The 24,255-nt window shown below is 33.8% G+C and carries 22 protein-coding genes and 1 other RNA gene; 17 read left to right on the top strand and 6 right to left on the bottom strand.

What is annotated here, in order from left to right; all coding sequences use genetic code 11:
• Window positions 1-99: 99 nt before the first annotated feature.
• Entirely contained in the window at window positions 100-645 is a 546-nt protein-coding gene (locus A0O34_RS18770; RefSeq protein ID WP_066758172.1) for a helix-turn-helix domain-containing protein, read from the bottom strand.
• A gap of 842 nt (window positions 646-1,487) precedes the next feature.
• On the opposite strand from A0O34_RS18770, the gene A0O34_RS18775 reads away from it, so the two are divergent.
• The gene (locus A0O34_RS18775) at window positions 1,488-2,597 is read left to right on the top strand and encodes a M14 family zinc carboxypeptidase (protein ID WP_066758174.1); all 1,110 of its coding nucleotides are present in this window, start codon (window positions 1,488-1,490) and stop codon (window positions 2,595-2,597) included.
• A 140-nt stretch (window positions 2,598-2,737) separates the two neighbouring features.
• Here the strand turns inward: A0O34_RS18775 and A0O34_RS18780 are convergent, their stop codons facing one another.
• Window positions 2,738-3,247, bottom strand: coding sequence for a DUF4920 domain-containing protein (locus tag A0O34_RS18780; RefSeq protein ID WP_066758175.1), 510 nt, complete (start codon window positions 3,245-3,247; stop codon window positions 2,738-2,740).
• 317 nt (window positions 3,248-3,564) lie between these two features.
• Between A0O34_RS18780 and A0O34_RS18785 the strand changes: the two genes are divergently transcribed.
• The 7 genes from A0O34_RS18785 to A0O34_RS22160 all read left to right on the top strand — a co-directional run bounded on the left by A0O34_RS18785 (window position 3,565) and on the right by A0O34_RS22160 (window position 12,533).
• Complete coding sequence (locus tag A0O34_RS18785) at window positions 3,565-4,980, top strand: APC family permease (protein WP_066758176.1); 1,416 nt, start codon at window positions 3,565-3,567, stop codon at window positions 4,978-4,980.
• Window positions 4,981-5,329: 349 nt separating this feature from the next.
• On the top strand, window positions 5,330-5,770 hold the full coding sequence (locus tag A0O34_RS18790; RefSeq protein ID WP_066758179.1) for a GPW/gp25 family protein: 441 nt from the start codon (window positions 5,330-5,332) through the stop codon (window positions 5,768-5,770).
• 24 nt (window positions 5,771-5,794) lie between these two features.
• A complete protein-coding gene (locus tag A0O34_RS18795) occupies window positions 5,795-7,678 on the top strand; it encodes a type VI secretion system baseplate subunit TssF (RefSeq protein ID WP_066758181.1) in 1,884 nt (627 codons plus the stop codon).
• 393 nt (window positions 7,679-8,071) lie between these two features.
• Window positions 8,072-10,903, top strand: a complete 2,832-nt coding sequence (uvrA, locus tag A0O34_RS18800) for an excinuclease ABC subunit UvrA (protein WP_066758185.1) — start codon at window positions 8,072-8,074, stop codon at window positions 10,901-10,903.
• 10 nt (window positions 10,904-10,913) lie between these two features.
• Window positions 10,914-11,513, top strand: a complete 600-nt coding sequence (locus tag A0O34_RS18805; protein ID WP_066758191.1) for a hypothetical protein — start codon at window positions 10,914-10,916, stop codon at window positions 11,511-11,513.
• 229 nt (window positions 11,514-11,742) lie between these two features.
• Window positions 11,743-12,147, top strand: a complete 405-nt coding sequence (locus A0O34_RS18810) for a hypothetical protein (RefSeq protein ID WP_066758194.1) — start codon at window positions 11,743-11,745, stop codon at window positions 12,145-12,147.
• 251 nt (window positions 12,148-12,398) lie between these two features.
• On the top strand, window positions 12,399-12,533 hold the full coding sequence (locus A0O34_RS22160; protein WP_082891208.1) for a bacteriocin-like protein: 135 nt from the start codon (window positions 12,399-12,401) through the stop codon (window positions 12,531-12,533).
• 51 nt (window positions 12,534-12,584) lie between these two features.
• Here the strand turns inward: A0O34_RS22160 and A0O34_RS18815 are convergent, their stop codons facing one another.
• Window positions 12,585-13,154: a hypothetical protein gene (locus A0O34_RS18815; RefSeq protein WP_066758197.1), complete on the bottom strand. Its 570-nt coding sequence runs from the start codon at window positions 13,152-13,154 to the stop codon at window positions 12,585-12,587.
• 74 nt (window positions 13,155-13,228) lie between these two features.
• Window positions 13,229-14,311: an acyltransferase family protein gene (locus A0O34_RS18820; RefSeq protein ID WP_066758200.1), complete on the bottom strand. Its 1,083-nt coding sequence runs from the start codon at window positions 14,309-14,311 to the stop codon at window positions 13,229-13,231.
• A 124-nt stretch (window positions 14,312-14,435) separates the two neighbouring features.
• Between A0O34_RS18820 and A0O34_RS18825 the strand changes: the two genes are divergently transcribed.
• From A0O34_RS18825 to A0O34_RS22435, 3 genes are all read left to right on the top strand, one after another.
• On the top strand, window positions 14,436-14,948 hold the full coding sequence (locus tag A0O34_RS18825) for a DUF421 domain-containing protein (protein ID WP_082891209.1): 513 nt from the start codon (window positions 14,436-14,438) through the stop codon (window positions 14,946-14,948).
• A gap of 5 nt (window positions 14,949-14,953) precedes the next feature.
• Window positions 14,954-15,448, top strand: a complete 495-nt coding sequence (locus A0O34_RS18830) for a GNAT family N-acetyltransferase (protein WP_066758205.1) — start codon at window positions 14,954-14,956, stop codon at window positions 15,446-15,448.
• Window positions 15,449-15,567: 119 nt separating this feature from the next.
• Entirely contained in the window at window positions 15,568-15,864 is a 297-nt protein-coding gene (locus tag A0O34_RS22435; RefSeq protein ID WP_157886066.1) for a hypothetical protein, read from the top strand.
• 69 nt (window positions 15,865-15,933) lie between these two features.
• On the opposite strand, the gene A0O34_RS18835 is transcribed toward A0O34_RS22435, so the two are convergent.
• On the bottom strand, window positions 15,934-16,248 hold the full coding sequence (locus A0O34_RS18835) for a DUF4286 family protein (RefSeq protein WP_066758208.1): 315 nt from the start codon (window positions 16,246-16,248) through the stop codon (window positions 15,934-15,936).
• A gap of 148 nt (window positions 16,249-16,396) precedes the next feature.
• On the opposite strand from A0O34_RS18835, the gene gyrA reads away from it, so the two are divergent.
• From gyrA to A0O34_RS18860, 5 genes are all read left to right on the top strand, one after another.
• The gene (gene gyrA, locus A0O34_RS18840; RefSeq protein WP_066758211.1) at window positions 16,397-18,985 is read left to right on the top strand and encodes a DNA gyrase subunit A; all 2,589 of its coding nucleotides are present in this window, start codon (window positions 16,397-16,399) and stop codon (window positions 18,983-18,985) included.
• Between the two features lie 29 nt (window positions 18,986-19,014).
• Complete coding sequence (locus A0O34_RS18845) at window positions 19,015-20,058, top strand: tetratricopeptide repeat protein (protein WP_066758214.1); 1,044 nt, start codon at window positions 19,015-19,017, stop codon at window positions 20,056-20,058.
• 507 nt (window positions 20,059-20,565) lie between these two features.
• Window positions 20,566-21,402: a 1,4-dihydroxy-2-naphthoyl-CoA synthase gene (locus A0O34_RS18850; RefSeq protein ID WP_066758217.1), complete on the top strand. Its 837-nt coding sequence runs from the start codon at window positions 20,566-20,568 to the stop codon at window positions 21,400-21,402.
• Window positions 21,403-21,484: 82 nt separating this feature from the next.
• Complete coding sequence (gene menA, locus A0O34_RS18855; RefSeq protein ID WP_066759829.1) at window positions 21,485-22,414, top strand: 1,4-dihydroxy-2-naphthoate octaprenyltransferase; 930 nt, start codon at window positions 21,485-21,487, stop codon at window positions 22,412-22,414.
• A 213-nt stretch (window positions 22,415-22,627) separates the two neighbouring features.
• Entirely contained in the window at window positions 22,628-23,314 is a 687-nt protein-coding gene (locus A0O34_RS18860) for a metal-dependent hydrolase (protein ID WP_066758219.1), read from the top strand.
• Between the two features lie 103 nt (window positions 23,315-23,417).
• Here the strand turns inward: A0O34_RS18860 and ffs are convergent.
• Window positions 23,418-23,515: signal recognition particle sRNA small type (gene ffs / locus A0O34_RS18865), an RNA gene on the bottom strand.
• A 131-nt stretch (window positions 23,516-23,646) separates the two neighbouring features.
• On the opposite strand from ffs, the gene A0O34_RS18870 reads away from it, so the two are divergent.
• A complete protein-coding gene (locus A0O34_RS18870) occupies window positions 23,647-24,243 on the top strand; it encodes a DUF4199 domain-containing protein (RefSeq protein WP_066758221.1) in 597 nt (198 codons plus the stop codon).
• Window positions 24,244-24,255 lie beyond the last annotated feature (12 nt).

Genomic DNA, 24,255 nt, shown 5'->3' on the forward strand with positions numbered 1-24,255 from the left:
ACTCATTTTACTTTAAATAGCTGAAAAATATAAAGCTTTAGCTTTAGTTTTCTTCTTCAAATATTTTTTTGCCTGGTCATTTTCTTTGATCAGGCTTTTTTATGGCTCAAAACTTTCAAATTTTCCGTTTTCGTAGAACAAGACAATACGTTTTATCTTATTAGATTGATTTCCAATTACTTGATCGAGTATTTGCTGATTAGATTTTTCTAATCGCTGAGAATCGAATATTTTCTCCTGAGGTATACTTTGGTGTGGTATAAAAGATTCCTGAGGCCTCTCATTGGGAAGCTCAATTTCTGTTTCATCCGCTCCAAAATCATCATCATTATTCATCATCGTAAACAGATCGGGAAGTGAAGTAGGTTTGGCTTTATCTTCGTCGATTTCCAATTCTAATTCTTCCAAATCGTTCGTTTCAGGTAATTCGGATTTCAACATTTCGCCATCGCCGTTCACCAACCAGTCCCATAAAATCTCCGGGAAGCGGGATTTTATTTTAATGATAAATTCTAACGACGGTTTATTTCTTCCTGAAGTAACATGAGAAATAGAAGATCGTTGTACATCGATCTCATCTGCAAATTCAGAAGATGTCAATTTTGAATACTCTATAACTTTGGAAATTCTTTCATTTAAACTCATAAAATAAGCTTTTAATCACTTTACAAATGTAAAGATAGTATTTACAATTGCAAAATACAAATGTAAATCAAAATAAAGTTACTGACAATACATTTGTAAATTGTTCTATTTAACTAAATACCAAGTATTTACATTATGGATAAAATTAAATCACAAATTTTATTTAACATTTTATCCGCAAAATTCACTTTTTAATATTTTACTTAAAGTAATAGGCGAAGTAAGCTGATTATTGAACGTTTTAACCTTGTATAAGCTATTAAATAACCTATCAAAGAGGATTCATGTAAACATCTGCTCATAATTTTAACAGATAGAGTGGGAGATTAGCTAAATGCTTTATTTTGTAGATATTTACTGATTACAAATGTATGTTTTGGATTATTTCACTTCCGTAAACACCCAATACAGGCTCATTTTAGTGTTTAATTATAGTTAAACAACAAAACCTATTTCAAATAAATTTCAAGACGAGTTACGCTTTTATTTTAATTCAAATTAAACACTGATTTTTAAGGTAGTTTTCTAAATAATTAACAATTTACATTTGTATATAAAAAGTAATTAACATACTTATCCACTATCCACATGTTTAAGTTAATTACACTCATTTCGTGATAAATAGGGTTTTCCACACTTAAAGTAATGTTATAAATAATATTTAAATAGATTTTGTAATTAACTGACTTTAAGTTATTTAAATATATTTAATTAAATTATCCACAATCCACAATTTTATTCACAGACAATCTGTCATTTTACATCGTTTAACAAGTTTACAAACGTTAATTTTATTTTTTAACTAAAAATGGTTAAATTTGACTCTTGTAAACTATTCCACAATGAATTTTGAACAGATCTATTTAGAAAACCCTAATTTCCCAAACCGCTATATTTCCCCTGAAAAATTATTTTCATACTTACAGACGAATCTCGCAGACTCTATTCAGGAGATCGGAAAATCGTATTTGGAAAAACCTATTTATAAACTAAGCATCGGAACCGGAAACATAAATATTCTGGCCTGGTCACAAATGCACGGAAATGAGTCGAACGCTACACATGCAATGTTAGACTTGTTGATCACTTTAGATAAAGCTCCGGAATTGAAGGAAGAACTTTTCAGTAAGATCAAACTGGATTTTATTTTTATGTTAAACCCTGACGGCTCTGAAAAATGGACAAGGCTCAATGCTTCGGATATTGATCTTAACAGAGACTTCCATAACGAGTCAAGTAAAGAGATTAAATTTCTGAAAAATGCTGTTGCTTCAAAGAAGTATGATTACGCTCTAAATTTACATGAGCAGAGAACAATTTTTACAACAGACGGAATCCATCCTGCGACTTTATCGTTTTTGGCACCTTCGGAAAATGTTGAACGTACGCTTACCGAAAACAGAAAAAAATGTATGGCAGTAATTTCGGAAGTTTATCATCATTTGAAAGAATTAATTCCAAATCAGATCGGCAGATATTCTGATGAATTTTATCCGACCTCTACAGGTGATAATTTCATCAAAGCAGGAATGCCTACGATTTTATTTGAAGGCGGACATTTTGTAGATGACTACACGAGAAAGGGAACGAGAAAATATTATACAATTGCGTTGTATTATGCACTAAAAGCGATCAGTGAATTAAACTCTGATATTACAGGCTGGGAAGGCTATCTTGAAATTCCCGAAAATCAGGAAACGCATTACGATATCGTTTACAGAAATGTAAAGTTGAATACCGATCATGAATGTATTTTAGACGTCGCTGTTCAGTACCGCGAGATTATGGAGGAGGGCAAGGAGGAAATATCTTTTGTACCTTTTGTAATGGAAGTCGGAGATGTGAAGAAAAGGCAAGGCTGGCTCGAGATCGACTGCACCGGAAAGAAATTTATTTCTGCCACTAAATATCCAAAACTGGATGCTGTAGTAGAATTTAAAATAGAAGACTAAAAAAGCGGAACAATTTGTTCCGCTTTTGTTTTATGTAATTTTTTAAACGTTTGCTTTATCAGCAAATTTATTTGCCATTCTTTGCTCCTTAAAAATTGGAGGCATCAAAATAAAACTTTGCGTTTAAAATTTTAGAATTATTAGTTCACAACCTTAATTCCGTTCGCTACAAATCTTATCTCTTCTTTTGGAGTCGTGATCGCGTCAATTTCAGCTTGAGGTTTTTTAGCATCTTCTGCGTAATGTTTTTGCTCATCGATAGAAGTTACTTTTCTTTCAGCACTTCCGTCTAACACAACAGTTTTACCTTTCAAAGCAGTCGGAACGAAAAATGCATAATCTTTCATTTTTACGAAGAACTGAGAATTATCTTCAGTCTGGATCGTTAACCAACAACCTTTTTTATCACAAACATCTACAACTTTTCCTTTGATAGCTACGTTTTCTACTTTCTTGTTCTCTTTTTTAAGCTTTTTGCTTAATTTATCTACAGAAATAGCTTTGGATTCTACTCCAGAAGACACTGCGCTTCCGTAAGTATCACCAACCACTGCATTTCCTGCAGGTGGACCGAATTTCTTTGTCTCCTGTGCAAAAGCTAAAGTGGATGCACTTACAGCGACTGCAAATAATATTGCTTTGAATTTCATTATTAATATTTTTTCCAAAAATACTAATAAATATTGAATCAGAAATTGTTAAAAACTTGATAAAAAACAGGTCAGACTTTCTCGTGTTTAAATTCATTTTAAATAAATTTATTTGTTGGAAAATTATTTTTATCGCAATATCCGCAAAGGTATTTCGAACTAATCTTGAAAAAAATAAAAACTATTTATTACAAAAAAACCTTGCGATCGTTGCCTTTAAAATAATAAATATACTTTTCCATTCCAACTGAGCTTAATTTTAAACAAAATCCGAAACGAATCACATATTTATTTATATTTGACGCCTATACTTGACTATGCAAAAAAAACTAAAACTTTGGGACGCCATTATGCTGGTAATGGGTTCTATGATCGGAAGTGGAATCTTCATCGTAAGCGCCGACATGATGCGGAATCTAGGTTCCGGATATTGGCTTATCGTTGTTTGGGTGATCACGGGAATCATGACGGTTGCTGCAGCGATCAGCTATGGCGAACTATCAGCCTTATTTCCTAAAGCAGGAGGGCAATATACATACCTTAAGGAGATCTTCGGCAAAAAGATGGGGTTCTTGTACGGATGGGGATTATTTACCGTAATACAGACCGGAACGATTGCCGCAGTTGCTATGGCTTTTGGGAAGTTTACTGCTTATTTGATTCCTTCTCTTAATGATGCAGCTCCGATATTCCAAAGTGGAGAGTTTAAAATTACCTGGATACAGATTTTAGCCATCGCTATTATTCTTTTGCTGACGTACATTAACACAAGAGGTGTTGAAAGCGGAAAAATATTACAGAATGTTTTTACAGGTTCTAAAATCATAGCTATATTAGGCTTAATTGCTGCCGGATTTATTTTAGTTGATTTCTCTCATTTGGCGGAAAATTTCAGTTTAGGACATGATTCTTTTAATAACCTTAAAAAAGATTTCACAGGAAATTTCCTTAAAGAAGGTTGGCAGCCCATTGGTGGAATGACCTTAATGGGCGGAATCGCAGCAGCAATGGTAGGTTCCGTATTCAGTTCTGTGGCTTGGGAAAGTGTAACTTTCGTTTCGGGGGAAATAGATAATCCGAAAAAGAACGTAGTAAAATCTATGATCTACGGAACATCTGCCGTAATGATTTTATATATCTTAGTAAATTATGTTTATCTAAATGCGTTGGACAGAGACGCGATCGCCTTTGCAGAAAATGACAGAGTAGCAGTTGCTGCTTCACACAATATTTTCGGAAGCGCAGGAACGGTAATTATTGCTGTTTTGGTAATGGTTTCTACTTTTGGTTGTAACAACGGATTAATTTTGGCTGGATCAAGAGTTTTCCAAACCATGGCCAAAGACGGAATGTTCTTCAAACAGGCCGAAAAAAACAACAAAAACGAAGTTCCCGCTAATGCACTATGGATGCAGGGAGTTTGGGCTTCTTTGCTGTGTTTAAGCGGTCAATACGGGAATCTTTTGGATATGATCTCATTCGTGATCGTTTTATTCTACATGATAACTGTTTTTGGAGTTATTTATTTAAGATTTAAGCAGCCGGATCTCGAAAGACCTTACAAAACATGGTTATATCCGGTTACGCCGATCGTTTATTTACTTATTGGTTCTGGTTTTTGTATTTTATTATTAATTTACAAGCAACAATATACTTGGCCGGGCTTCGTAATGGTCTTGCTCGGACTTCCGGTTTATTATTTTATTAATCGAAATAAGAAAATAGAAGAATAAATTTCAAAAGCTGTTTGACTAAGTCGGGCAGCTTTTTTTATTACTTATTATTTTTTTCAGAAGCTATTTCCCGCTTTCCACTGTATCTTTTTTGTTACGGCCTGCGCTTCGCTCCGGCCGCAACAAAAAAGGATGTCGTTTCAATCGCGGCTAATGATAATATTCTGCAAATAAACCTAACAGGTTTCCAAAACCTGTTAGGTTTGAACAATAACAAAAACAAAAATAACGCAGAAAGAATTTTAAACAGCAATTTTAAAATATACAATACTCTATTTCGTGAAAAATGTTTAATTTGGTATTTCGTTTCAAGTAAACAAGACTATGACGTAAAAAATAAAGCTGAATCATGGACACACCAAATTACAGAATGCCTTTTGTTCCATCAACATTAATGACGGAGGGAGGAAGTATCGACACCTGCGACATGGGTGAAAGTATTGCCCACAACATTATGTTGCTGATAACCACCAAAAAGGGCGAAAACAGATATGATGAAAATTACGGAAACGACGTTTGGAATCTGGAATTCGATAATGGAGTTACAAGTGCCGTCTGGGAAAATATTTTTATCAAAAGTCTCAAAAGACAGATACAGGAATACGAACCCAGAATCGTTCAGCCGCAGATTGATGCCAACATTCAGTTTGTAGAACACAATTACGACACAAAAGAACATACGGAAATCAAAAAGAAAGTAAGAGTTGCCATTAATGCAAAAATGGAGGAGTCGGGAGAGCGTTTCAGCTTTTCTACAGAATTATTTTTGAGCCCGATGTCTATCGACTAAATATTTTTATTGTAATTAGAATTTATGAATTTAGACCAGAATATTTATTCCAAAGAATCTGTAAAAGCAAGAATGCTTCAGAACGCAACCAAAGTTTGGGGATTAAAAAGTCCGCAGTCTCTGGATCCTTTCGTTAAATTACTGATCGATGCGTTCAGTACAGAAGTTTTTAAAGCAAACAACGAAATACAGACGGTAAATGCCCGCATTTTAGAAAAGTTGGCGAAATTATTGACGCCGTCCATCTATACTCACCCGATTCCTTCGCACGCAGTTGCCTTTACACAACCTTACGAATCTTCGGAGGTTTTGTTGGAGCATACCGAGTTTTTCTTCAAAAAGCAAATGACTTCCACGGTAAAATCGGAGTCGGACAAACAGGTGAATATTCCTTTTACACCGATCGGGAATGTGAGAATCAATAAAGCTCAGACATCAATCATGTTTGTTGGAAATACTTGTTACAGTATTGATGATCGATTAAATAAAATTCCAATTTCAAGATTTCAGGGAAAACCGGAAGATTACAGAAAAGTAACGATCGGAATCAATGTCAGCAAATATGTTAGCGAAAATTTTCCTAAATATTTAAGTATTTTCTGTTCAAATCCAGCTTTTGAGCATTTGGATTTTGTTTACAAACTGTTGCCGTACATCACGGTTACCAGCAACGGAAATCCTTTGTTTGTAAGAGAAGGTTTATCTTATTTGAAAAGCAGCCAGCCGGAAGGGTATGAGCAAATGTTCCGTGAACAGTCCATCAGAACAAAAACAATTGAAGATATCAAAAGCATTTATCATCACAAATTCATTGAGATCACAGGAACTTCGGACAGTCTTTTTTCTGAACCCGGAAAACTTCCACAAAATTTGGATTTCCTTGAAGAAAAAGATGAAATTTCAAAACATATTGAAGGAAAACGTTATTTGTGGTTGACTTTTGAGTTTCCACCACAGTTTTCTGCTGAGATTTTAGATAATTTTTCTTTTGTATTAAATGCTTTCCCGATCTATAACAGAGCCTGGAAAAAAACAGAATACAGTCTGGATATTATGGGAAATAATATTCCTTTGGTAACAGATGAGGGCGAGCATTTTCTTTATGTTGATGAGGTTCAGGACGGAGAAGGAAGAAGATATACGGAAATCCCTTTCACTCCTGCAGATGATTTAAAGAAAGGGTTGTACACCGTCCGAAAAGGTGGAATGGAACGTTTTACCAACAGAAATGCAGTCGACATGATTGCAAATGTGTTGGAACTGACAAGAGATGAGATCGCAGCGTTTTCACTTTTAAACAGAGATAATGTAAAAGGTGTGTTGAGCGAAATGTCTGACAAAATGAAATCAATGGTTCAGAAAGTGAATAATGCGAAAAGAAGCATTAAACAGGAACTGAATTACGTAATCATGGAGCCTGTAGAAAAAACAGATCATACATACGCCTCATTTTGGGTAACTCATTGTACGTTGGCCAATCACATGCGCCCTGGAACGGAACTTTCCAATCAATTAAAATCGCAGTCGTTGGTACTTCTTACCGAAAGTATCGGCGGATCTGAAGAGCAAAAAGGAACCGACAGTATTCAGGCTTATAAATACGCTTTGACGACAAGAGATAAGATTATTTCTCTGGAAGACGTTAAAAATTATTGCAGAATGGTTCTGAAAGACGAAGTAAAAGACGTGCGAGTAAAACGTGGAACTATGATCAGCAACCGACCGAAAGAAGGTTTCGTGCGAACCGTTGAGGTTGAGATTATTCCCCAAAATTATTCTTTCTACGGAAGAGCTTATTGGGAAAATATGGCGAATATCCTTAGGAATCAAATTATTTCAAAAGCGATTGACGGAATTGAGTACGTTGTAAAGATCAGCAACGAAGATGTAGATTTCTTTGAAAATTAAAATGTAAATTTTTAAACTAAAGATCCTTCGACTTCGCTCAGGATGACATCTCTAATACTAACTGTTACCTATGCAGAATAATTTAACGCTGTCATCCTGAGCGAAGTCGAAGGATCTTATATAATTTCAGAAACATTACTATTTTCAAGAAAAGGGATGATTTGCTCTGCTACCAAACTTTTTAGCTTTAAAAATCTTTGATTTTATAATAATTACCAAAAAAAATTGCATTAAAAAAATCATGACTACTAAAATTAGACATTCAAAAAAATTAATTTAAAACAAAAAATTCTCTCTTAACCGTTAATTAAACTAACATTTTTTAACACAAAAAATTCCATAAAATTCCGTAATTTTGCACAGCGTGATTTTCAGGTAAGATCACATCAAATTATGAGTAAATCAAAAGAATATATAGAAGTTTACGGTGCACGAGAGCATAATCTTAAAAACATTAATGTCAAAATTCCTCGTAATGAATTAGTCGTAATCACGGGACTTTCCGGAAGCGGAAAATCTTCATTGGCTTTTGATACGATTTTTGCCGAAGGTCAGCGTCGTTATATCGAAACATTTTCAGCGTATGCCCGTCAGTTTTTGGGAGGTTTGGAACGTCCTGATGTAGATAAAATTGAAGGACTTTCACCTGTAATTGCTATCGAACAGAAGACAACCAACAAAAACCCTCGTTCAACAGTAGGAACCGTTACAGAATTGTACGATTATCTTCGTCTTTTGTATGCGAGAGTTTCGGATGCTTATTCACTTTCCACAGGAAAAAAATTGGTAAGCTACACGGAAGAACAGATTCTGGATACCATCAAACAAAATTATAAAGGGGAGAAATTGATGTTGATGGCGCCTGTTGTGCGTTCCAGAAAAGGTCATTACCACGAACTTTTTGTTCAGATGGCTAAAAAAGGATACGGACAGGCAAGAATTGATGGAGAATTACAAGATATTGAATACGATTTAAAACTTGACCGTTACAAAACCCACGACATCGACATTGTGATCGACCGTTGGATCATCGGAGAAAGTGCTTCCGAAAGCAGAATGGAAAAATCATTACGTACAGCAACGGAAATGGGAGAAGGCCTGATCGGAATTCAGAAGTTGGGAAGTACGGAAATTGAATATTTCTCAAAAAACTTAATGGATGCAGAAACAGGTCATTCATTAGCATTGCCCGAGCCCAATACTTTTTCGTTCAACTCTCCAAAAGGGAGTTGCCCAGATTGTAAAGGTTTAGGAACCATCAAAAAAATCAACACTGATTATTTTGTTGAAAATAATAAATTATCAATCAATCAAGGAGGGTTATTGCCTTTAGAAGATATTAAATCTAATAAATGGATCTTGTCTCAGATCAAAAGTATTCTTGAGATCTTCGGACTTGGTTTAACGACTCCTTTTAAAGATATTCCGGAAGAAGCATTAGACTATATATATAATGGTTGTCATAAAGAATTTAATAAAGATCTGAAATATGCAGGAATTGCGAAGAAGATAAAGATCAGTTTTGATGGTTTGATTCCTTTTATGGAAGAAATGATTGATGAAAGAGAATCTTACGAAGCTATTTTACTGGAAAGACATTTCACAACAGAAGAAACTTGTCCTTCATGTGGCGGAGCTCGTCTTCAACCTGGAAGTTTAAGTTTTAAAATTGATGGAAAAAATATTGCTGAGGTTAACGGATTAAGTTTAGCCGACCTGAAAGACTGGTTAGCTGATATTAAAGACAAGTTTTCCGAAAAACATAAAATCATCGCTCACGAAATTTTAAAGGAAATCGAAACCAGACTTCAATTCTTATTAGATGTTGGTTTGGATTATTTAAGTTTGAGCAGAAGTTCAAAAACACTTTCGGGAGGAGAATCTCAAAGAATTCGTCTGGCAACACAGATAGGTTCTCAATTGGTGAATGTCTTGTATATTTTGGATGAACCAAGTATCGGATTACACCAAAGAGACAACGAAAGGCTTATTGCTTCATTAAAAAATCTTAGAGACATTGGAAACTCTGTTTTGGTAGTTGAACACGACAAAGATATGATCCTTGAAGCCGATGAGGTATTGGATATTGGTCCAAGAGCCGGAAAATTCGGTGGTGAGATTCTTTGGCAGGGAAAACCAAAAGACTTATTGAAAGCTGATACAATAACAGCCGATTATATTACAGGAAAAAGAAAAATTGAAGTTCCTGCTGAAAGAAGAGCCGGGAACGGAAAAAATATAGTTCTAAAAGGAGCAACAGGAAACAATCTTAAAAATGTCAACCTTGATATTCCGTTAGGAAAATTGGTAGTTGTAACAGGAATTTCAGGAAGTGGAAAATCTTCTTTGATCAATGGGACTTTGTATCCGATCCTTAACAAACATTTTTACAGAGCTGTTCAGGAACCTTTGCCTTACAAGAAAATCGAAGGACTTGACAATATTGATAAAATCGTAGATGTAGATCAGACTCCGATCGGAAGAACACCTCGTTCAAATCCTGCAACCTACACGGGAATGTTTACAGACATCAGAAATCTTTTTGCAGAATTACCGGAAAGTAAAATTCGTGGGTATAAGCCGGGAAGATTTTCTTTCAACGTAAAAGGCGGAAGATGCGAAACCTGTCAGGGTGGTGGTTTGAAAGTCATTGAAATGAATTTCTTACCTGATGTTTATGTTCATTGTGAAACTTGTAATGGAAAACGTTTTAACAGAGAAACGCTGGAAGTTCGTTACAAAGGAAAATCTATTTCTGATGTGTTGGATATGACGATTGATGAAGCGGTAGATTTCTTCCAACCGATTCCTAAGATTTTTGCTAAGGTTAAAACTTTGCAAGATGTAGGTTTGGGATATATCACATTGGGACAACAATCGACTACACTTTCTGGGGGAGAGGCTCAACGTATTAAGTTAGCGACAGAATTAGCAAAAAGACAAACCGGAAATACATTATATATTCTTGATGAACCAACAACGGGACTTCATTTTGAGGACGTAAAAATTCTGATGGAAGCAATCAATCAATTGGTAGAACTAGGAAATTCATTCATTATTATTGAACATAATATGGATGTGATAAAATTAGCAGATCATATTATCGACGTTGGCCCAGAAGGTGGAAAATACGGCGGAGAAATTGTAGCCAAAGGAACTCCTGAGGAGATTGTGAAATCTAAAAAGAGTTTGACGGGGAAGTTTTTGAAGAGGGAATTGGAGTAAATCTTAATACATGAACACATTAGCACAAAAAGATGGAAGAAACTCAAAGTATTTTGAAATTCAGGAAGACGGAGTTTTTGTAAAAAATAATTTTGCAAAAGAAATAAATGAGTATAAGGTTTATTTTTCTGATATTCAGGATGATGAAACTGTATTTAGAAAAAAGAAAGATCCTGTATTGATTGGAATAGTCATTTCTATGGTATTTAATTCGATATTGGTAACTATCTTTATTAACGACAGTTATCAACTTTCCTATTCAATAGGCATGATCGTTTTTGTTATTGCCTTGTTTCCTACTTTGATTGTAGGTGGTATATGTAATAATGAATTCAGAAAGGAAAATTCTAAAAGTCTTACAGCTTCAAAGCCTATTATTTTTTCTTATGCGAAGAAAGAAATGGAAGAGGTTAATTCATTTATTACTAAAATTAAGGAAAGTAAGAAAGACTATTATTTGAGAGAATATTATAAAGTAGACAATTTGATTCCAACTCATGTACAAATATCAAGAATTCATTGGCTTTATGAAAGTAAGTATATTAATGAAAGCGATGCAAAATTTATTTTAGATGAAATTGATAGTAAGAGAATTATAGAAGGTTTATAATTTTAAAATACAGGCTAAACAGACAAAGTTTAGCCTTTCTCATACCCAATATTAACTTCCAATGTTAAATTTTCAATTATTTTAAAATTTTATTTGATTGATAATCAGTATTTTAAATTTCAATGTTAACCCAATGTTAACGACATGTGAATTTAATATTAATTATTTTTAATACCTTTGGTCAAGAGATACAAAATAAGTTTAATATAATATTTAAAACCAAAGAGTTATGAAAAATAAAATTCAAATATTCGTTGCTACAGTTTTCGTTTGTGGATTTATGGCAGTTGTAAATACAGTTAAAGCTCAGACCACTTCAAATAATACGATTCAGGAAGTACAACTGAATAAGAATGATGCTTTCAGTGAGATCAGAAATCTTTTGATGTCTAATTTCGACTTTACAAATTCTGATTACAAACAAGGTGTTGTGAATTCTCAGGTGCAGTTTGAAGTTGCCGAAAACGGAAAAATTGTAAATGTACATTCTAAAGGAGACTGCAAAAATGTAAGTAAAGAAATTGAAAAAGTATTAAGCAGCCTTCAATATAAAATTGACAGCAAAAAGCTTAATGAAAATATGATCGCTTCTACCTACGTGATGCCTGTAAAAGTAGACATCAACAACAGATAATATTTATAAGATATTTTATATAAAAACCACACAATCAATTTGTGTGGTTTTGTTTTTTTATAGTGATTAATCTTTAACAACTTTGCGAATTTTAAAACAGTCAGTTTGTCAAAAAAACTTTGTGCTCTTTACGTTTAAAAATATATTATTAAGTATTATTTAAAACTGTAAATAGTGAAAATTTTAAATATAAAATTGTAATAATTGAGTATGAATTTCGTTTTAACTTTAACCAACAAAATTAAAACAATATGAAAAATTTAAAGAAACTTAACAAAGAAGAACTAAAGTCTGTGTACGGTGGACAGCCAAAAAAGTATTGTGTATACTGTGAAAGATTGAATCAGACGGTATGCAGCGAGGTTCCAATTGCTCAATGTCCGTAAAAAACAAAAGCTGCTTGAATCAAGCAGCTTTTTTATGTTGAAAATTTAAATTTATTTTTTAGCTCCGGAAATAAAACTTTGTAAATTAGATTTCAAATCCTTTCCTGCTGCCTGCTTATCAGAGAAAGTAATGTTATCTACTTTCCATCCGCTGTCAATAGCATTTACTAAATGTACTGTATCGGTCCAAGTGATTTTCGGAGAAACTTGTGAATTTTCGAAATCAACTGTAACATTGGCCATCATACCAACAGGTTTTGTGCTTTCCGTAACATCAATCGATTTTATTTTATACGTTGTAAATCCTTCGTATAAACTCGTGAAGGTTGATCCTTCCATTAATAAAGGCTTATCTGTAGGATGGTCACTCTTTTTTACTTTCTCAACATCAGCTTTTGATATATTTATTGCTTCTTGAAAAGTTTTTTCCAATTCGTTTGAGAATAGGTCTTTTGTAATCGGTTTGCCATAAATTACATCACTGGACTTTCCGTAAGTCGTATACAATGTATTTACTTTTTGAGTGATTTCAGCATCAGTCGATGTTTTAGGTTTAGCTTCTTTGTTTTTACAGCTTGTAAAAACAAGAAGAATACTTAGGCAAAAAAATAATTGCTTCATAATTTTTGTGTTGTATTTAATTTTTTCGAAAAAAGGAAATCAAAACTTATGCCAACATGAGCATGAAAATTACGTTATCTATTTACGATTTCGTATTTCTTTTTCAGGTTTAAGAAAAATTTTTCATAGGTTACAAAAGATAGCCATGATATAAGAATAGATATCAATAGAACGGTAGAATATAATACTGTATTATACAAAAAAAGGTTATCTGTTTTCGGGATGTATCTTACTAATAAAATAACAATGATCCAGTGATAAAGATAAATGCCGTAAGATATTTTCCCTAAAAATCTAGTAACAGAATTATCAATATTTATTTTAGGATGCTGAACAATGTTATAAATTGAAAAAGCAAACAATACAGCATAAATTTCATCACCTAAATGTGCGGTTTTAAATTGAAAGAACCACAATACAAAAGGAAGCAATGTTAAAGCTATGGTTAAGAAATTATATTTAAACAAAATCTTATTAATGTATTCTTTATTCCTGAAAAATAAGAAACCAATCAAAGTGCCTATTCCTAAACAATTGAATTTTGTTCCATAAAAGAATCGACTAATTATAGTGTAAATTTCTTCACTTTTAAAAAAAATCTGATTGATAAACTTTAAGCCGAAAGGTAGGAGCGTAAAAAATACAATTAGTGCAATAATATAGTTTAATGCTTTTTTTCTTTTTGAGATAAACATGAAAATTAATGGCCAGACAATATAAAATTGCTCCTCAACGCCTATTGACCAGATCTGTGGACTGATGTCCCATGTTTCCTGTAATGCATACGCTACGTTTGGAAATATTAACGCAGGTAATAAAATTCTAATCAAAGAATAATCCGGATTGAATATAATATAAGAAAGGAATAATACTAGGTAGTAAAGCGGCCAGATCCTTAAAACTCTTCTCATATAAAAGTTTTTGAGATCGATACGGCCACTTTTTTCCTGTTCTGCTAACAACAAATAAGTAATTAGAAATCCGCTGATCACAAAAAATAAGATTACAGAAAGATGGCCGTCTGGATAAATTAGGGTAGGATTATCAATAAAATTATGAATCCCGTTGTCTTTTTTGATGATTTCCACATGATCCACCACCACAATTGTCGCGGCTAATGCTCTTAATGTATCTAATCCCTTTAAATGTTTCATCATCTATGACCTGATTGACGGCAAATTTAATGTTTATATTTAAAACTAAAGTAATTCCTTTAAACTTGAAATTATTATCACAGCAAATCATAAAAATCAATACATTTGATACTATAAATAAATTCTTGTGAATCCCATTCTAGATGTAGTTGTCCGCTCGCTTTGTGTTTACCTTTTCATGATGGTAGCTATTCGGTTGTTTGGAAAAAATCAGCTTTCTCAGCTTAATGCTGGAGATGTGGTTTTGTTATTGCTGATTTCCAATGCGGTTCAGAATGCAATGGTAGGGCAGAATACTTCTTTACAGGGAGGATTAATCGCAGCTCTGGTTCTTTTTGCAGCCAATTTTGTTGTAAAAAGATTAATGTTTGCAAATAAATCTTTTAAAAGTTTTATGGAAGCAGATCCTGTAATTTTGATAAAGGATGGTAAAGTAGATGAAAAAGCTTTAGATGATGTTAAAATAAATATTGATGAACTTGAAGAAGCCATTCGCGAACATGGTGTTGATGGAATTAAAAATGTAAAGTTATCTATTTTGGAGGTTGACGGAAACATAAGCGTAATTTCCGAGGACGAGAAAGATAAGCAGACACACTATTCCAGAATAAAAAGAAAAAACAAAAGAAAATATCACTAAATACAATGAATTACGAAATAAGAGAAATGCTTCCCGATGACGAACTCAAGGTTCTGGAGATTTATAAGCAGGGAATAGATGGAGGGGTGGCTACTTTTGAAACAGAAGTTCCCAATAGAGAAGTTTGGAACACAGAGTTTTTTAACGATTGCAGATGGGTTTTGGAAAATGAAAATAATGAAGTGGTAGGCTGGTGTGCTCTAAAACATGTAAGTAAAAGAGAATGTTTTAAAGGCGTTGCAGATGTGAGTATTTATTTGGACAATAAATATCAGGGACTAGGTTTAGGTTCAGTTTTGCTTAAAAAGATGATTTTGGACAGCGAAAACCACGGATTCTGGACTTTACAAGCTAATATCTTCCCCGAAAATGAAGCGTCGATCAGATTTCATCAAAAAAACGGATTCAAAAATGTTGGTCTCCATAAAAAAATCGCAAAATTAAATGGCAAGTGGAAAGATCTTATCTCTTACGAAAGAAGAAGCGAAATAGTTTCTTAGATTATGTTTAAGTTGAAAAAATTATAAAGTTTCTTAAAAATTTCGCATAATTCAATAATAAAATAATATTGGCATCAGACTTGCAAGTTTTCATATCGTAATTTGAAAATAGTTGATTTATGAAAATGCTAACTAAAGTAGTAGGATTTTTCTTACTGATTTTTTCTTTTGCTTATTATCAAGCATCACCTCTCCAAAAAGGCCGTCATCACCGTGGACATGGACCATCGAAACATTATTATAACGGGCCGAGACCGCATTATAGACCTGTCGCTTACAGGTATCACAGACCTGCAAGACATTATTATAAACCGAATCATTATTACAGACCGGTAAGGCCTCACAGATATTCTCAGCACAGAAAATATAGAAGACATTACGCGTCACCTAGACCAGTAGTTGTCGTAAGATTATAAATAAAAAAGCACTGAAAATTATCAGTGCTTTTTGCTTTATGTTAAAAACTTTGATTTCAATTTTTAAAATTAAAATCTAGACTTCTTCGGATTTAAAAAAGTATTGAAGATCATTACTTCCTGTCCAAATTTATTTTCAACGATTTCAGTGATATTTAAAAGTTCACTTTCCATAAAATCATTTCGGACATCATTATTGTCAAACATCAAAAGGAGGTTGTAATTTTTTCCATCTTCGATATAATCGCTGTGTACTTCAGAAAGGATATATTTATCTACATCCAGTAGGTTTTCAGTCATTAAAACCAATGTTTCATCCATATAATTTTCCCATTTTTCGATATTATCTTTTGTGCAGTGGAAAGTTATACTTAATACGCTCATATTTTATGAATTTTTAAGATTTTGTTGGTAAATTCTAGGGCAAAAATCGACAAATTTTTCGTAAATTAGCACGTTAATAAAAAATCAAAATAGATAATTTTCAGACTCACAGCTAATGGTCTGAATATCATTATAATAAAATTTGTTTATGCAAAAAGAAGGAGAAAGACTGATTCCTATCAACATTGTTGATGAAATGAAGTCATCTTATATCGATTATTCGATGTCGGTTATCGTGTCAAGAGCGTTACCTGATGTAAGAGATGGCTTGAAACCCGTTCATAGAAGAGTGCTGTATGGTATGTATGGATTAGGGGTTTTTTCTAATAGAAAATATTTGAAATCTGCGAGAATTGTTGGGGATGTTTTAGGTAAATATCACCCGCACGGAGACTCTTCAGTATACGATGCAATGGTAAGAATGGCTCAGCCATGGAGTTTACGTTATCCTCAGGTTGATGGTCAGGGTAACTTTGGTTCAATGGACGGTGACCCACCTGCAGCAATGCGTTATACGGAAGCAAGATTGAAAAAAATCTCTGATGATATTCTTTCAGATTTAGATAAAGAAACTGTTGATTTCCAGAATAACTTTGATGATAGTTTAACTGAGCCTACAGTTATGCCTACAAAAATCCCTAACCTTTTGGTTAACGGAACTTCTGGTATTGCAGTAGGTATGGCAACAAACATGGCTCCTCACAACTTATCTGAGGCTATAAATGCTATTGGTGCCTATATCGATAATAGAGATATTACGATTGATGAATTAATGCAACACATCATTGCTCCCGATTTCCCTACAGGAGGGATTATCTACGGTTATGATGGTGTAAGAGATGCTTTCCACACAGGTAGAGGTAGAGTAGTTCTAAGAGCTAAAGTAAGCTTTGAAGAAGTACATAACAGAAATGCAATTATCGTTACTGAAATTCCTTTCCAGGTTAATAAGGCTGAAATGATTGCTAGAACAGCCGAATTGGTAAAAGACGACAAGATTGTAGGAATCTACGAAATCAGAGATGAGTCAGATAGAAATGGTCTTCGTATTGTTTATGAATTGAAAAACGATGCAATTCCTAATGTTGTTCTGAACTTATTATATAAATATACGTCGCTTCAAACATCTTTTAGTGTTAATAATATTGCTTTGGTACACGGTAGACCGGAACAATTGAACTTAAAAGATATCATTCATCACTTCGTTGAGCACAGACATATTGTCATTGTAAGAAGAACTCAGTACGAGCTTAAAAAAGCGAAAGAAAGAGCTCATATCTTAGAAGGATTCATGAAGGTGATCGGATCTCAAGCTTCGTTAGATAAAGCGATTGCTATTATCCGTAATAGTACAAACCCTCAAGGTGCAAAAGAAGGATTGATTCAGGAATTTGAACTTTCTGACATCCAGGCTCAGGCAATTCTAGACCTTCGTTTGGCTCGTTTAACGGGAATGGAACTTGATAAGATCCGTGATGAGTATGATGCGATCATGAAAGAAATTCAGGACTTGGAAGATATCTTAGCTAATGAGCCTAGAAGATTCCAGATTATTAAGGATGAATTAGCTGAGGTTAAAGAAAAATACGGCGACGAAAGAAGAACTGAAATCGATTATTCAGGAGGGGAAATGTCTATTGAAGATATTATTCCGAACGAAGCGGTAGTTCTAACAATTTCTCACGCAGGTTATGTGAAGAGAACGTTGCTTTCAGAATATAAAATTCAAAGTAGAGGTGGTGTTGGAAATAAAGCGGCTACAACAAGAGATTCAGATTTCTTGGAGTACATCGTTTCTGCGACCAATCACCAATATATGTTGTTCTTTACTGAAAAAGGTAAATGTTACTGGTTAAGAGTGTTCGAAATTCCTGAAGGTTCTAAAACCGCTAAAGGTAGAGCAGTTCAAAACTTGATTAATATCGAACCGGATGATAAGATCAAAGCATATATCAGAACCAACGACTTGAAAGATTTAGATTACATCAATCAAATGAGTGTTGTAATGATTACTAAAAACGGTACGATCAAGAAAACATCTCTTGAAGCCTATTCAAGACCAAGAGTAAATGGTATTAATGCTATCGAAATTAGAGAAAACGATCAGTTGTTAAGTGCGTATTTAACGAACGGAACTTCTCAGATTATGATTGCTACTAAAAATGGTAAATGTATCCGTTTCCCTGAGGAAAAAGTAAGAGAAGTTGGTAGAGGATCTATCGGTGTACGTGGTATTACGATGGAAGAAAGCGATGAGGTTATTGGTATGATTGTTGTGAACGATGTAGAAAATGAAACGGTTCTTGTAGTATCTGAAAAAGGATACGGAAAGAGAACTGCAGTAGAAGATTACAGAATTACCAACAGAGGAGGAAAAGGAGTTATTACCTTAAACATTACCGAAAAAACAGGAAATCTGATTGCTATTCAAAACGTAACAGACGATGATGGATTGATGATTATCAATAAATCTGGTGTTGCCATCCGTATGAATATGGATGAAATGAGAGTAATGGGTAGAAATACTCAAGGGGTAAGAATGATCAATCTTAAGAAAAATGACGAAATCGCAGCCATTGCAAAAGTAGCGATGGATAAAGATGTAGAAGAAGATTCTGAAGAAATTCAAGAAGGAAGTGAAATTGTAGCTGATAACCAAGAAGACAATACAGCACCTCAGGTTGAAAATGAAAATCCAACCACTGAGGAAACAGAGAATTCTGATTCTGAAGAATAAAATTGTACAATTAATATAAAATAGTGATTATGAAGAAACTAATTTTAGGTATGGCTATCGTAGCATCAGCTTTAGTTTTCGGACAAAAAGAAGATGCAAATGCTAAGCTACAGGTTGCTAACAAAGCAGCTATGGATGCATACAGTGCGAAAAATTATACCACCGCGGCTCCTAAGTTTTTAGAAGTTTATAACTTATTGAAAACGAATGGTCAGGACGATAAAACGTATATGTATTATGCTGGATTAAGCTATGCTTTGGCAAACAACAGTGATGAAGCGATTAAAATCTATACAGAATTGATCAATTCAGGATACACTGGTATTCAGACAACATATACTGCAAAAGAGAATAAATCAGGACAGGTTGCAACTTACGATAAAAGTACTTGGGATTTGTTGAAAAAATCTTCTTCAAAAGATTATTCTGATTTCAAAACTGAGCAGACTAAAAGTGTAGAGCCAGATTTGTATGAAACTTTGTCAACGCTACTTTTAAATGCTAAGAAGAATGACGAAGCAGTAGCTATCATTGAAAAAGGATTGGCTAAATATCCTAATAATGCTAAGTTGAAGGAGCTTCAAGGAACAGGATATTATCAGTCAGGAAACAATGATAAGTTTTTAGCTAATTTAAAAGAGCAATTGGCTAAAAATCCTAATGATCCTACTAATTGGTATAATTTAGGAGTTTTACAAGCTAAAGATCCAGCTACTACAAACGATGCAATAGCTTCTTTCCAAAAAGCAATTGAGCTTGGTGGTAGTGATCCTAAAGTGACTAATAATGCTTATCAAAATTTAGTATATACAACTATTGGTGATGATGAAAAAGCTGTAAATGAGATCAATGCACTTAGAAAAACAAAGCCGGATGATGCAACTAAATTGATTGAAGCTAGAAAAGAGAGATTCAATAAAGCTCTTCCTTATGCTGAAAAATGGTATCAGGCAAGTCCTACAAATTTAGACACTGTTACTATGTTGAGGGAAATATATATGATGACTAAAAATCAGGCTAAAGCTGCTGAAATGAAAGCTAAAGAAGCTGAACTTAATGCTAAAGCAAAATAATAATTCAACCTTAAAGGTAGAAATCAAACCGAAACAATTTTGTTTCGGTTTTTTTTGTGACTTATCATTCAGAACAAAGCGAAAGTAAAGTGAAGAATCTCTTTTTTCAATTAAATCATTAAAATGCATCAACAGGAACGGGCTTTAGTCTGTTTAAAAAAAAGGCATAAATATTTTCACAAATAAACACAATCATCTGTGTAAATCTGAGAAATCTGTGGTAGAAAAAATAACCACAATTTCTACCATTTCGACCAAGGAGAAACCTATCTTTATAAATTCTTCACCGCCTTCTTTCTTTACTGAGCCGAACGCCTTTGCTATCAAAAATATCCTCAATAATTTAAAAAAAACTTATCGCTCTTTGCCTTAAATCTAATTTCATCCAAAATAATTTAAAAGATAAATTTTAAGTCAAAAATTCTCATAAACTTTCCAATGATTATCATCAAAAATCAATGTTAAAATTCTCTGTAATTCCGTATCTTTGGGAAAAATTTTTACAAGATGATCGAGTGGAAAACCGTCAAAGAATACGAAGATATTACCTATAAAAAATGTAATGGTGTAGCAAGAATTGCCTTCAACAGACCGGAGCTTCGAAATGCTTTTCGTCCAAAAACTACTTCCGAATTATACGATGCTTTTTATGACGCTTCTGAAGATTCGTCGATAGGCGTTGTTTTGCTTACGGGTGAAGGGCCAAGTCCTAAAGATGGAGGTTGGGCTTTCTGTAGTGGAGGAGATCAAAAAGCTAGAGGACATCAAGGGTATGTTGGGGAAGACGGCAGACATCGTTTAAATATCTTGGAAGTTCAGCGTTTGATCCGTTTTATGCCAAAAGTTGTTATCGCGGTAGTTCCGGGATGGGCTGTGGGTGGCGGGCATTCACTTCACGTGGTTTGTGATCTTACTTTAGCGAGTAAAGAACATGCAATTTTCAAACAGACGGATGCTGATGTTACAAGTTTCGACGGAGGTTATGGTTCAGCTTATTTAGCAAAAATGGTTGGGCAGAAAAAAGCCCGTGAAATTTTCTTTTTAGGTAGAAATTATTCAGCTCAGGAAGCGTTGGAAATGGGAATGGTAAATGCCGTAATTCCTCACGACGAATTAGAAGATACAGCTTACGAATGGGCTCAGGAAATTTTAGGCAAATCTCCAACTTCTATCAGAATGCTGAAATTCGCAATGAACTTAACAGACGACGGAATGGTTGGTCAGCAGGTTTTTGCTGGTGAAGCAACTCGTTTGGCTTACATGACGGAAGAAGCAAAAGAAGGAAGAAACGCATTCTTAGAAAAAAGAAAACCGGATTTCGGAAAAGATCAATGGATATCATAATTAATTGTTGGTTTGTGGTTGTTAGTTGATAGAAATTACTGACGACCATAAACAATCAACCATAAACAATCAACCAAAATTTATGTCGGATTGGATAAAAGCCGCAAGGCTACGAACATTACCGCTTTCTTTAAGCGGAATTATCATGGGAGCTTTCATCGCAAAATGGAGGCTTTATGGCGAAGGTGGAATTTGGGACTGGAAAATTTTTGCTCTGGCACTTGTCGTGACCTTGTTGTATCAGGTACTTTCAAACTATGCCAATGATTATGGCGATGGAGTAAAAGGAACAGATGCAAAAAGAGCAACAGAAGCAGAATCCAGAGCGGTAGCTTCAGGACGAATTACAGCAAAACAAATGAAAAATGCGGTGATTCTTTTCTCTGCTTTATCTTTCGTAGCAACGATTGCTCTTTTATACATTGCTTTCATTCCGAAATATATGAATGAGTTTTACATTTTCATAGGATTGGGAGTAGCGAGTATTTTGGCAGCAATTGGTTACACAGTTGGTAAAAAACCTTACGGATATATGGGATTGGGAGATCTTTTCGTATTTATCTTTTTTGGTTTGGTTTCGGTTTGTGGAAGTTATTTTCTGTTTACAAAAACTTTCAGCTGGGATATGTTATTGCCTGGAACAGCAGTCGGAATGATGAGTATGGCTGTTCTTAACCTTAACAATATGAGAGATATAGAAAGCGACAGATTATCGGGAAAAAATAGCTTTGCCTTAAGAATTGGTTTCAAAAATGCAATGATTTATGAAATGATTTTATTGCAGCTTCCTTTGATCTTAATTATGATATTTTTAGGGTTAAATGGTTTCATTCAGAATCAAAATTATTATGTTTTCATCGTGATGATATTATTAATTCCGTTTGCAAAGCTGAGAAGAAAAATCATGGCCGTAAAAGAACCTAAAGAATTAGATCCATTCTTAAAACAAGTTGGAATTCTGACATTTACAATGGCAGTTCTTACTGCAATTGGACTTAATTTTTTTAAATAAACTTCCAATCTTTGCTGAGTGTTAACGCCTTTGCGAACTTAAAAACATTTAGTTTATTAAAAAAATCTTAGCGCTCTTTGCGTTTAAATAAAAAACACAAATAACACCAATATTTACACGAACTTTCACTAATATTTTAATTGTGTTATTCGTGTAAATATTTGAGCTATTTGTGTTTAAATGTTTAAAAATTAAAACAAAAATAAATTAGAAATGAAAATACAATACTTAGGACAAAACTGTTTTTTGTTCAATTATAAAGACAAAACTATTTTGAGTGACCCTTTCTATAACTACAAAAAAGCAGAATCAGGGTTTGATATTTCAACTCAAAAAATTGATTATATCTTATTGACTCACGCACATGGAGATCATATCGCAGACGTAGAAGAAGTTTTACAATTTCATCCTGATGCTACGATAATCGGAGTTCCGGAAGTTTGTGCGTATTTCAAAACAGCTAAAAATAAAGACGATGTAAACTTAGGAGGATCGGCAAAAATCGACGATCTTAAAATCTCTATGGTAACGGCTCATCACACGAGTTCTTTCCCTGACGGAAGCTATGGAGGTGTTCCTGTAGGATATATTTTCAGATTACCAGAAGGCAAAAACCTTTATATGGCAGGAGATACAGGTGTAATGGCTGATATGGAATTATTCCCAAGACTTTTCGGAAACATCGATTTATCAATCTTACCAATCGGAAGTCACTATACAATGTGTCCGAGAAAAGCAGCTTTTGCAGCAGCAGAATTATTGAAAACGCCAAAGGTTATCGGATGTCATTTTGATACTTTCCCTGCAATTGAAATTAATCATGAGAGTGCATTAAAGCATTTTGCAGATAAAAATGTAGAACTTGTTTTGCCTAAACTAGGAGAGGAGTTTGAATTTTAAGTAAAGATAAAAGGTAATTTGAAAATGAAGATTGAAATGTTGAAACGTATAGAAACAAAAAAAGATAATTCTAAAATTACCTCTGTTCAACTTGAAAATAAAAAAATGGCAAGCTACCTAAATCACACCGCTACGACCAATTACCTTTGCTGCGTTCCCACCCTGGAGGGTTCTCAGGAGCTGGTTGTTTAGGACTTGCCGTTGCAAAGGTAGGAATATTTTATAAACTTCAAAATAAAATCAAAGAAAAATAATCTGAAAAATCCTTTATTGAAGCTAAATTGCTGAAATTTAGACTAATAATTTTTCAAAAAATTTCTAAAAAATTAAACATGACGAAAAGTCCAACTACAATAGGAATTATACTTTTTATAGCCACTATGATCGTTTTTTTCATAGTATATTACTTCTTTTCAGGAATACATTATTTCGATATTTCATTGAAAGCCAACGCTTTCGTTTTACCAGTTTTATACGCCGGAGCTGCATTTTGGTCGGTAAAAGTGTATTGGAATGATCACCGATTAAATTTCAGACAAGCTTTTAAAAGAGCATTCATCCCCATGTTTATTGGCGGGATTCTTTCAATTTTCAGCATATATTCATTCTTAACTTTTGTTGATACAGACGCAAAAAAGTTGTTAAATTACCAATATGTTCAAAGACAAAAATCGGAATTGGACAAAGAATATCTGTCTGCCAAGAAGATTTTAAAGCATCAAAAAGATATTGATGAATTAGAACAAAAATACAAAGAAAGACTTCCAAGTTTTACACCGGAAGCTGTGAAAGGAAAAGATATGCTTACGGCAAGTCATTTTTCAGGATATTTTGCGGCAATTCTTATATTTTACGTAGTTTTGTCTTTATTTTTCGGAGCATTTTTCAGAACAAGAAGTGTTCACGAGGAACCAATAAATCAAGAATAATTTTTTATTAAA

The organism is Chryseobacterium glaciei (genome assembly GCF_001648155.1).
GTDB classification, from domain to species: Bacteria; Bacteroidota; Bacteroidia; order Flavobacteriales; family Weeksellaceae; genus Chryseobacterium; species Chryseobacterium glaciei.

What these genes read in the sequence shown, in the direction of transcription:
- A0O34_RS18830 (WP_066758205.1), top strand. Translation starts at nt 14,954, where the DNA reads ATGAATTACGAAATAAGAGAAATGCTTCCCGATGACGAACTCAAGGTT.
- A0O34_RS18805 (WP_066758191.1), top strand. Translation starts at nt 10,914, where the DNA reads ATGAACACATTAGCACAAAAAGATGGAAGAAACTCAAAGTATTTTGAA.
- A0O34_RS18775 (WP_066758174.1), top strand. Translation starts at nt 1,488, where the DNA reads ATGAATTTTGAACAGATCTATTTAGAAAACCCTAATTTCCCAAACCGC.
- A0O34_RS18820 (WP_066758200.1), bottom strand. Translation starts at nt 14,311, where the DNA reads ATGATGAAACATTTAAAGGGATTAGATACATTAAGAGCATTAGCCGCG.
- menA (WP_066759829.1), top strand. Translation starts at nt 21,485, where the DNA reads ATGTCGGATTGGATAAAAGCCGCAAGGCTACGAACATTACCGCTTTCT.
- uvrA (WP_066758185.1), top strand. Translation starts at nt 8,072, where the DNA reads ATGAGTAAATCAAAAGAATATATAGAAGTTTACGGTGCACGAGAGCAT.
- A0O34_RS18835 (WP_066758208.1), bottom strand. Translation starts at nt 16,248, where the DNA reads ATGAGCGTATTAAGTATAACTTTCCACTGCACAAAAGATAATATCGAA.
- A0O34_RS18780 (WP_066758175.1), bottom strand. Translation starts at nt 3,247, where the DNA reads ATGAAATTCAAAGCAATATTATTTGCAGTCGCTGTAAGTGCATCCACT.
- A0O34_RS18860 (WP_066758219.1), top strand. Translation starts at nt 22,628, where the DNA reads ATGAAAATACAATACTTAGGACAAAACTGTTTTTTGTTCAATTATAAA.
- A0O34_RS18850 (WP_066758217.1), top strand. Translation starts at nt 20,566, where the DNA reads ATGATCGAGTGGAAAACCGTCAAAGAATACGAAGATATTACCTATAAA.
- A0O34_RS22160 (WP_082891208.1), top strand. Translation starts at nt 12,399, where the DNA reads ATGAAAAATTTAAAGAAACTTAACAAAGAAGAACTAAAGTCTGTGTAC.
- A0O34_RS18770 (WP_066758172.1), bottom strand. Translation starts at nt 645, where the DNA reads ATGAGTTTAAATGAAAGAATTTCCAAAGTTATAGAGTATTCAAAATTG.
- A0O34_RS18815 (WP_066758197.1), bottom strand. Translation starts at nt 13,154, where the DNA reads ATGAAGCAATTATTTTTTTGCCTAAGTATTCTTCTTGTTTTTACAAGC.
- A0O34_RS18870 (WP_066758221.1), top strand. Translation starts at nt 23,647, where the DNA reads ATGACGAAAAGTCCAACTACAATAGGAATTATACTTTTTATAGCCACT.
- A0O34_RS18790 (WP_066758179.1), top strand. Translation starts at nt 5,330, where the DNA reads ATGGACACACCAAATTACAGAATGCCTTTTGTTCCATCAACATTAATG.
- A0O34_RS22435 (WP_157886066.1), top strand. Translation starts at nt 15,568, where the DNA reads ATGAAAATGCTAACTAAAGTAGTAGGATTTTTCTTACTGATTTTTTCT.
- A0O34_RS18845 (WP_066758214.1), top strand. Translation starts at nt 19,015, where the DNA reads ATGAAGAAACTAATTTTAGGTATGGCTATCGTAGCATCAGCTTTAGTT.
- A0O34_RS18810 (WP_066758194.1), top strand. Translation starts at nt 11,743, where the DNA reads ATGAAAAATAAAATTCAAATATTCGTTGCTACAGTTTTCGTTTGTGGA.
- gyrA (WP_066758211.1), top strand. Translation starts at nt 16,397, where the DNA reads ATGCAAAAAGAAGGAGAAAGACTGATTCCTATCAACATTGTTGATGAA.
- A0O34_RS18795 (WP_066758181.1), top strand. Translation starts at nt 5,795, where the DNA reads ATGAATTTAGACCAGAATATTTATTCCAAAGAATCTGTAAAAGCAAGA.
- A0O34_RS18785 (WP_066758176.1), top strand. Translation starts at nt 3,565, where the DNA reads ATGCAAAAAAAACTAAAACTTTGGGACGCCATTATGCTGGTAATGGGT.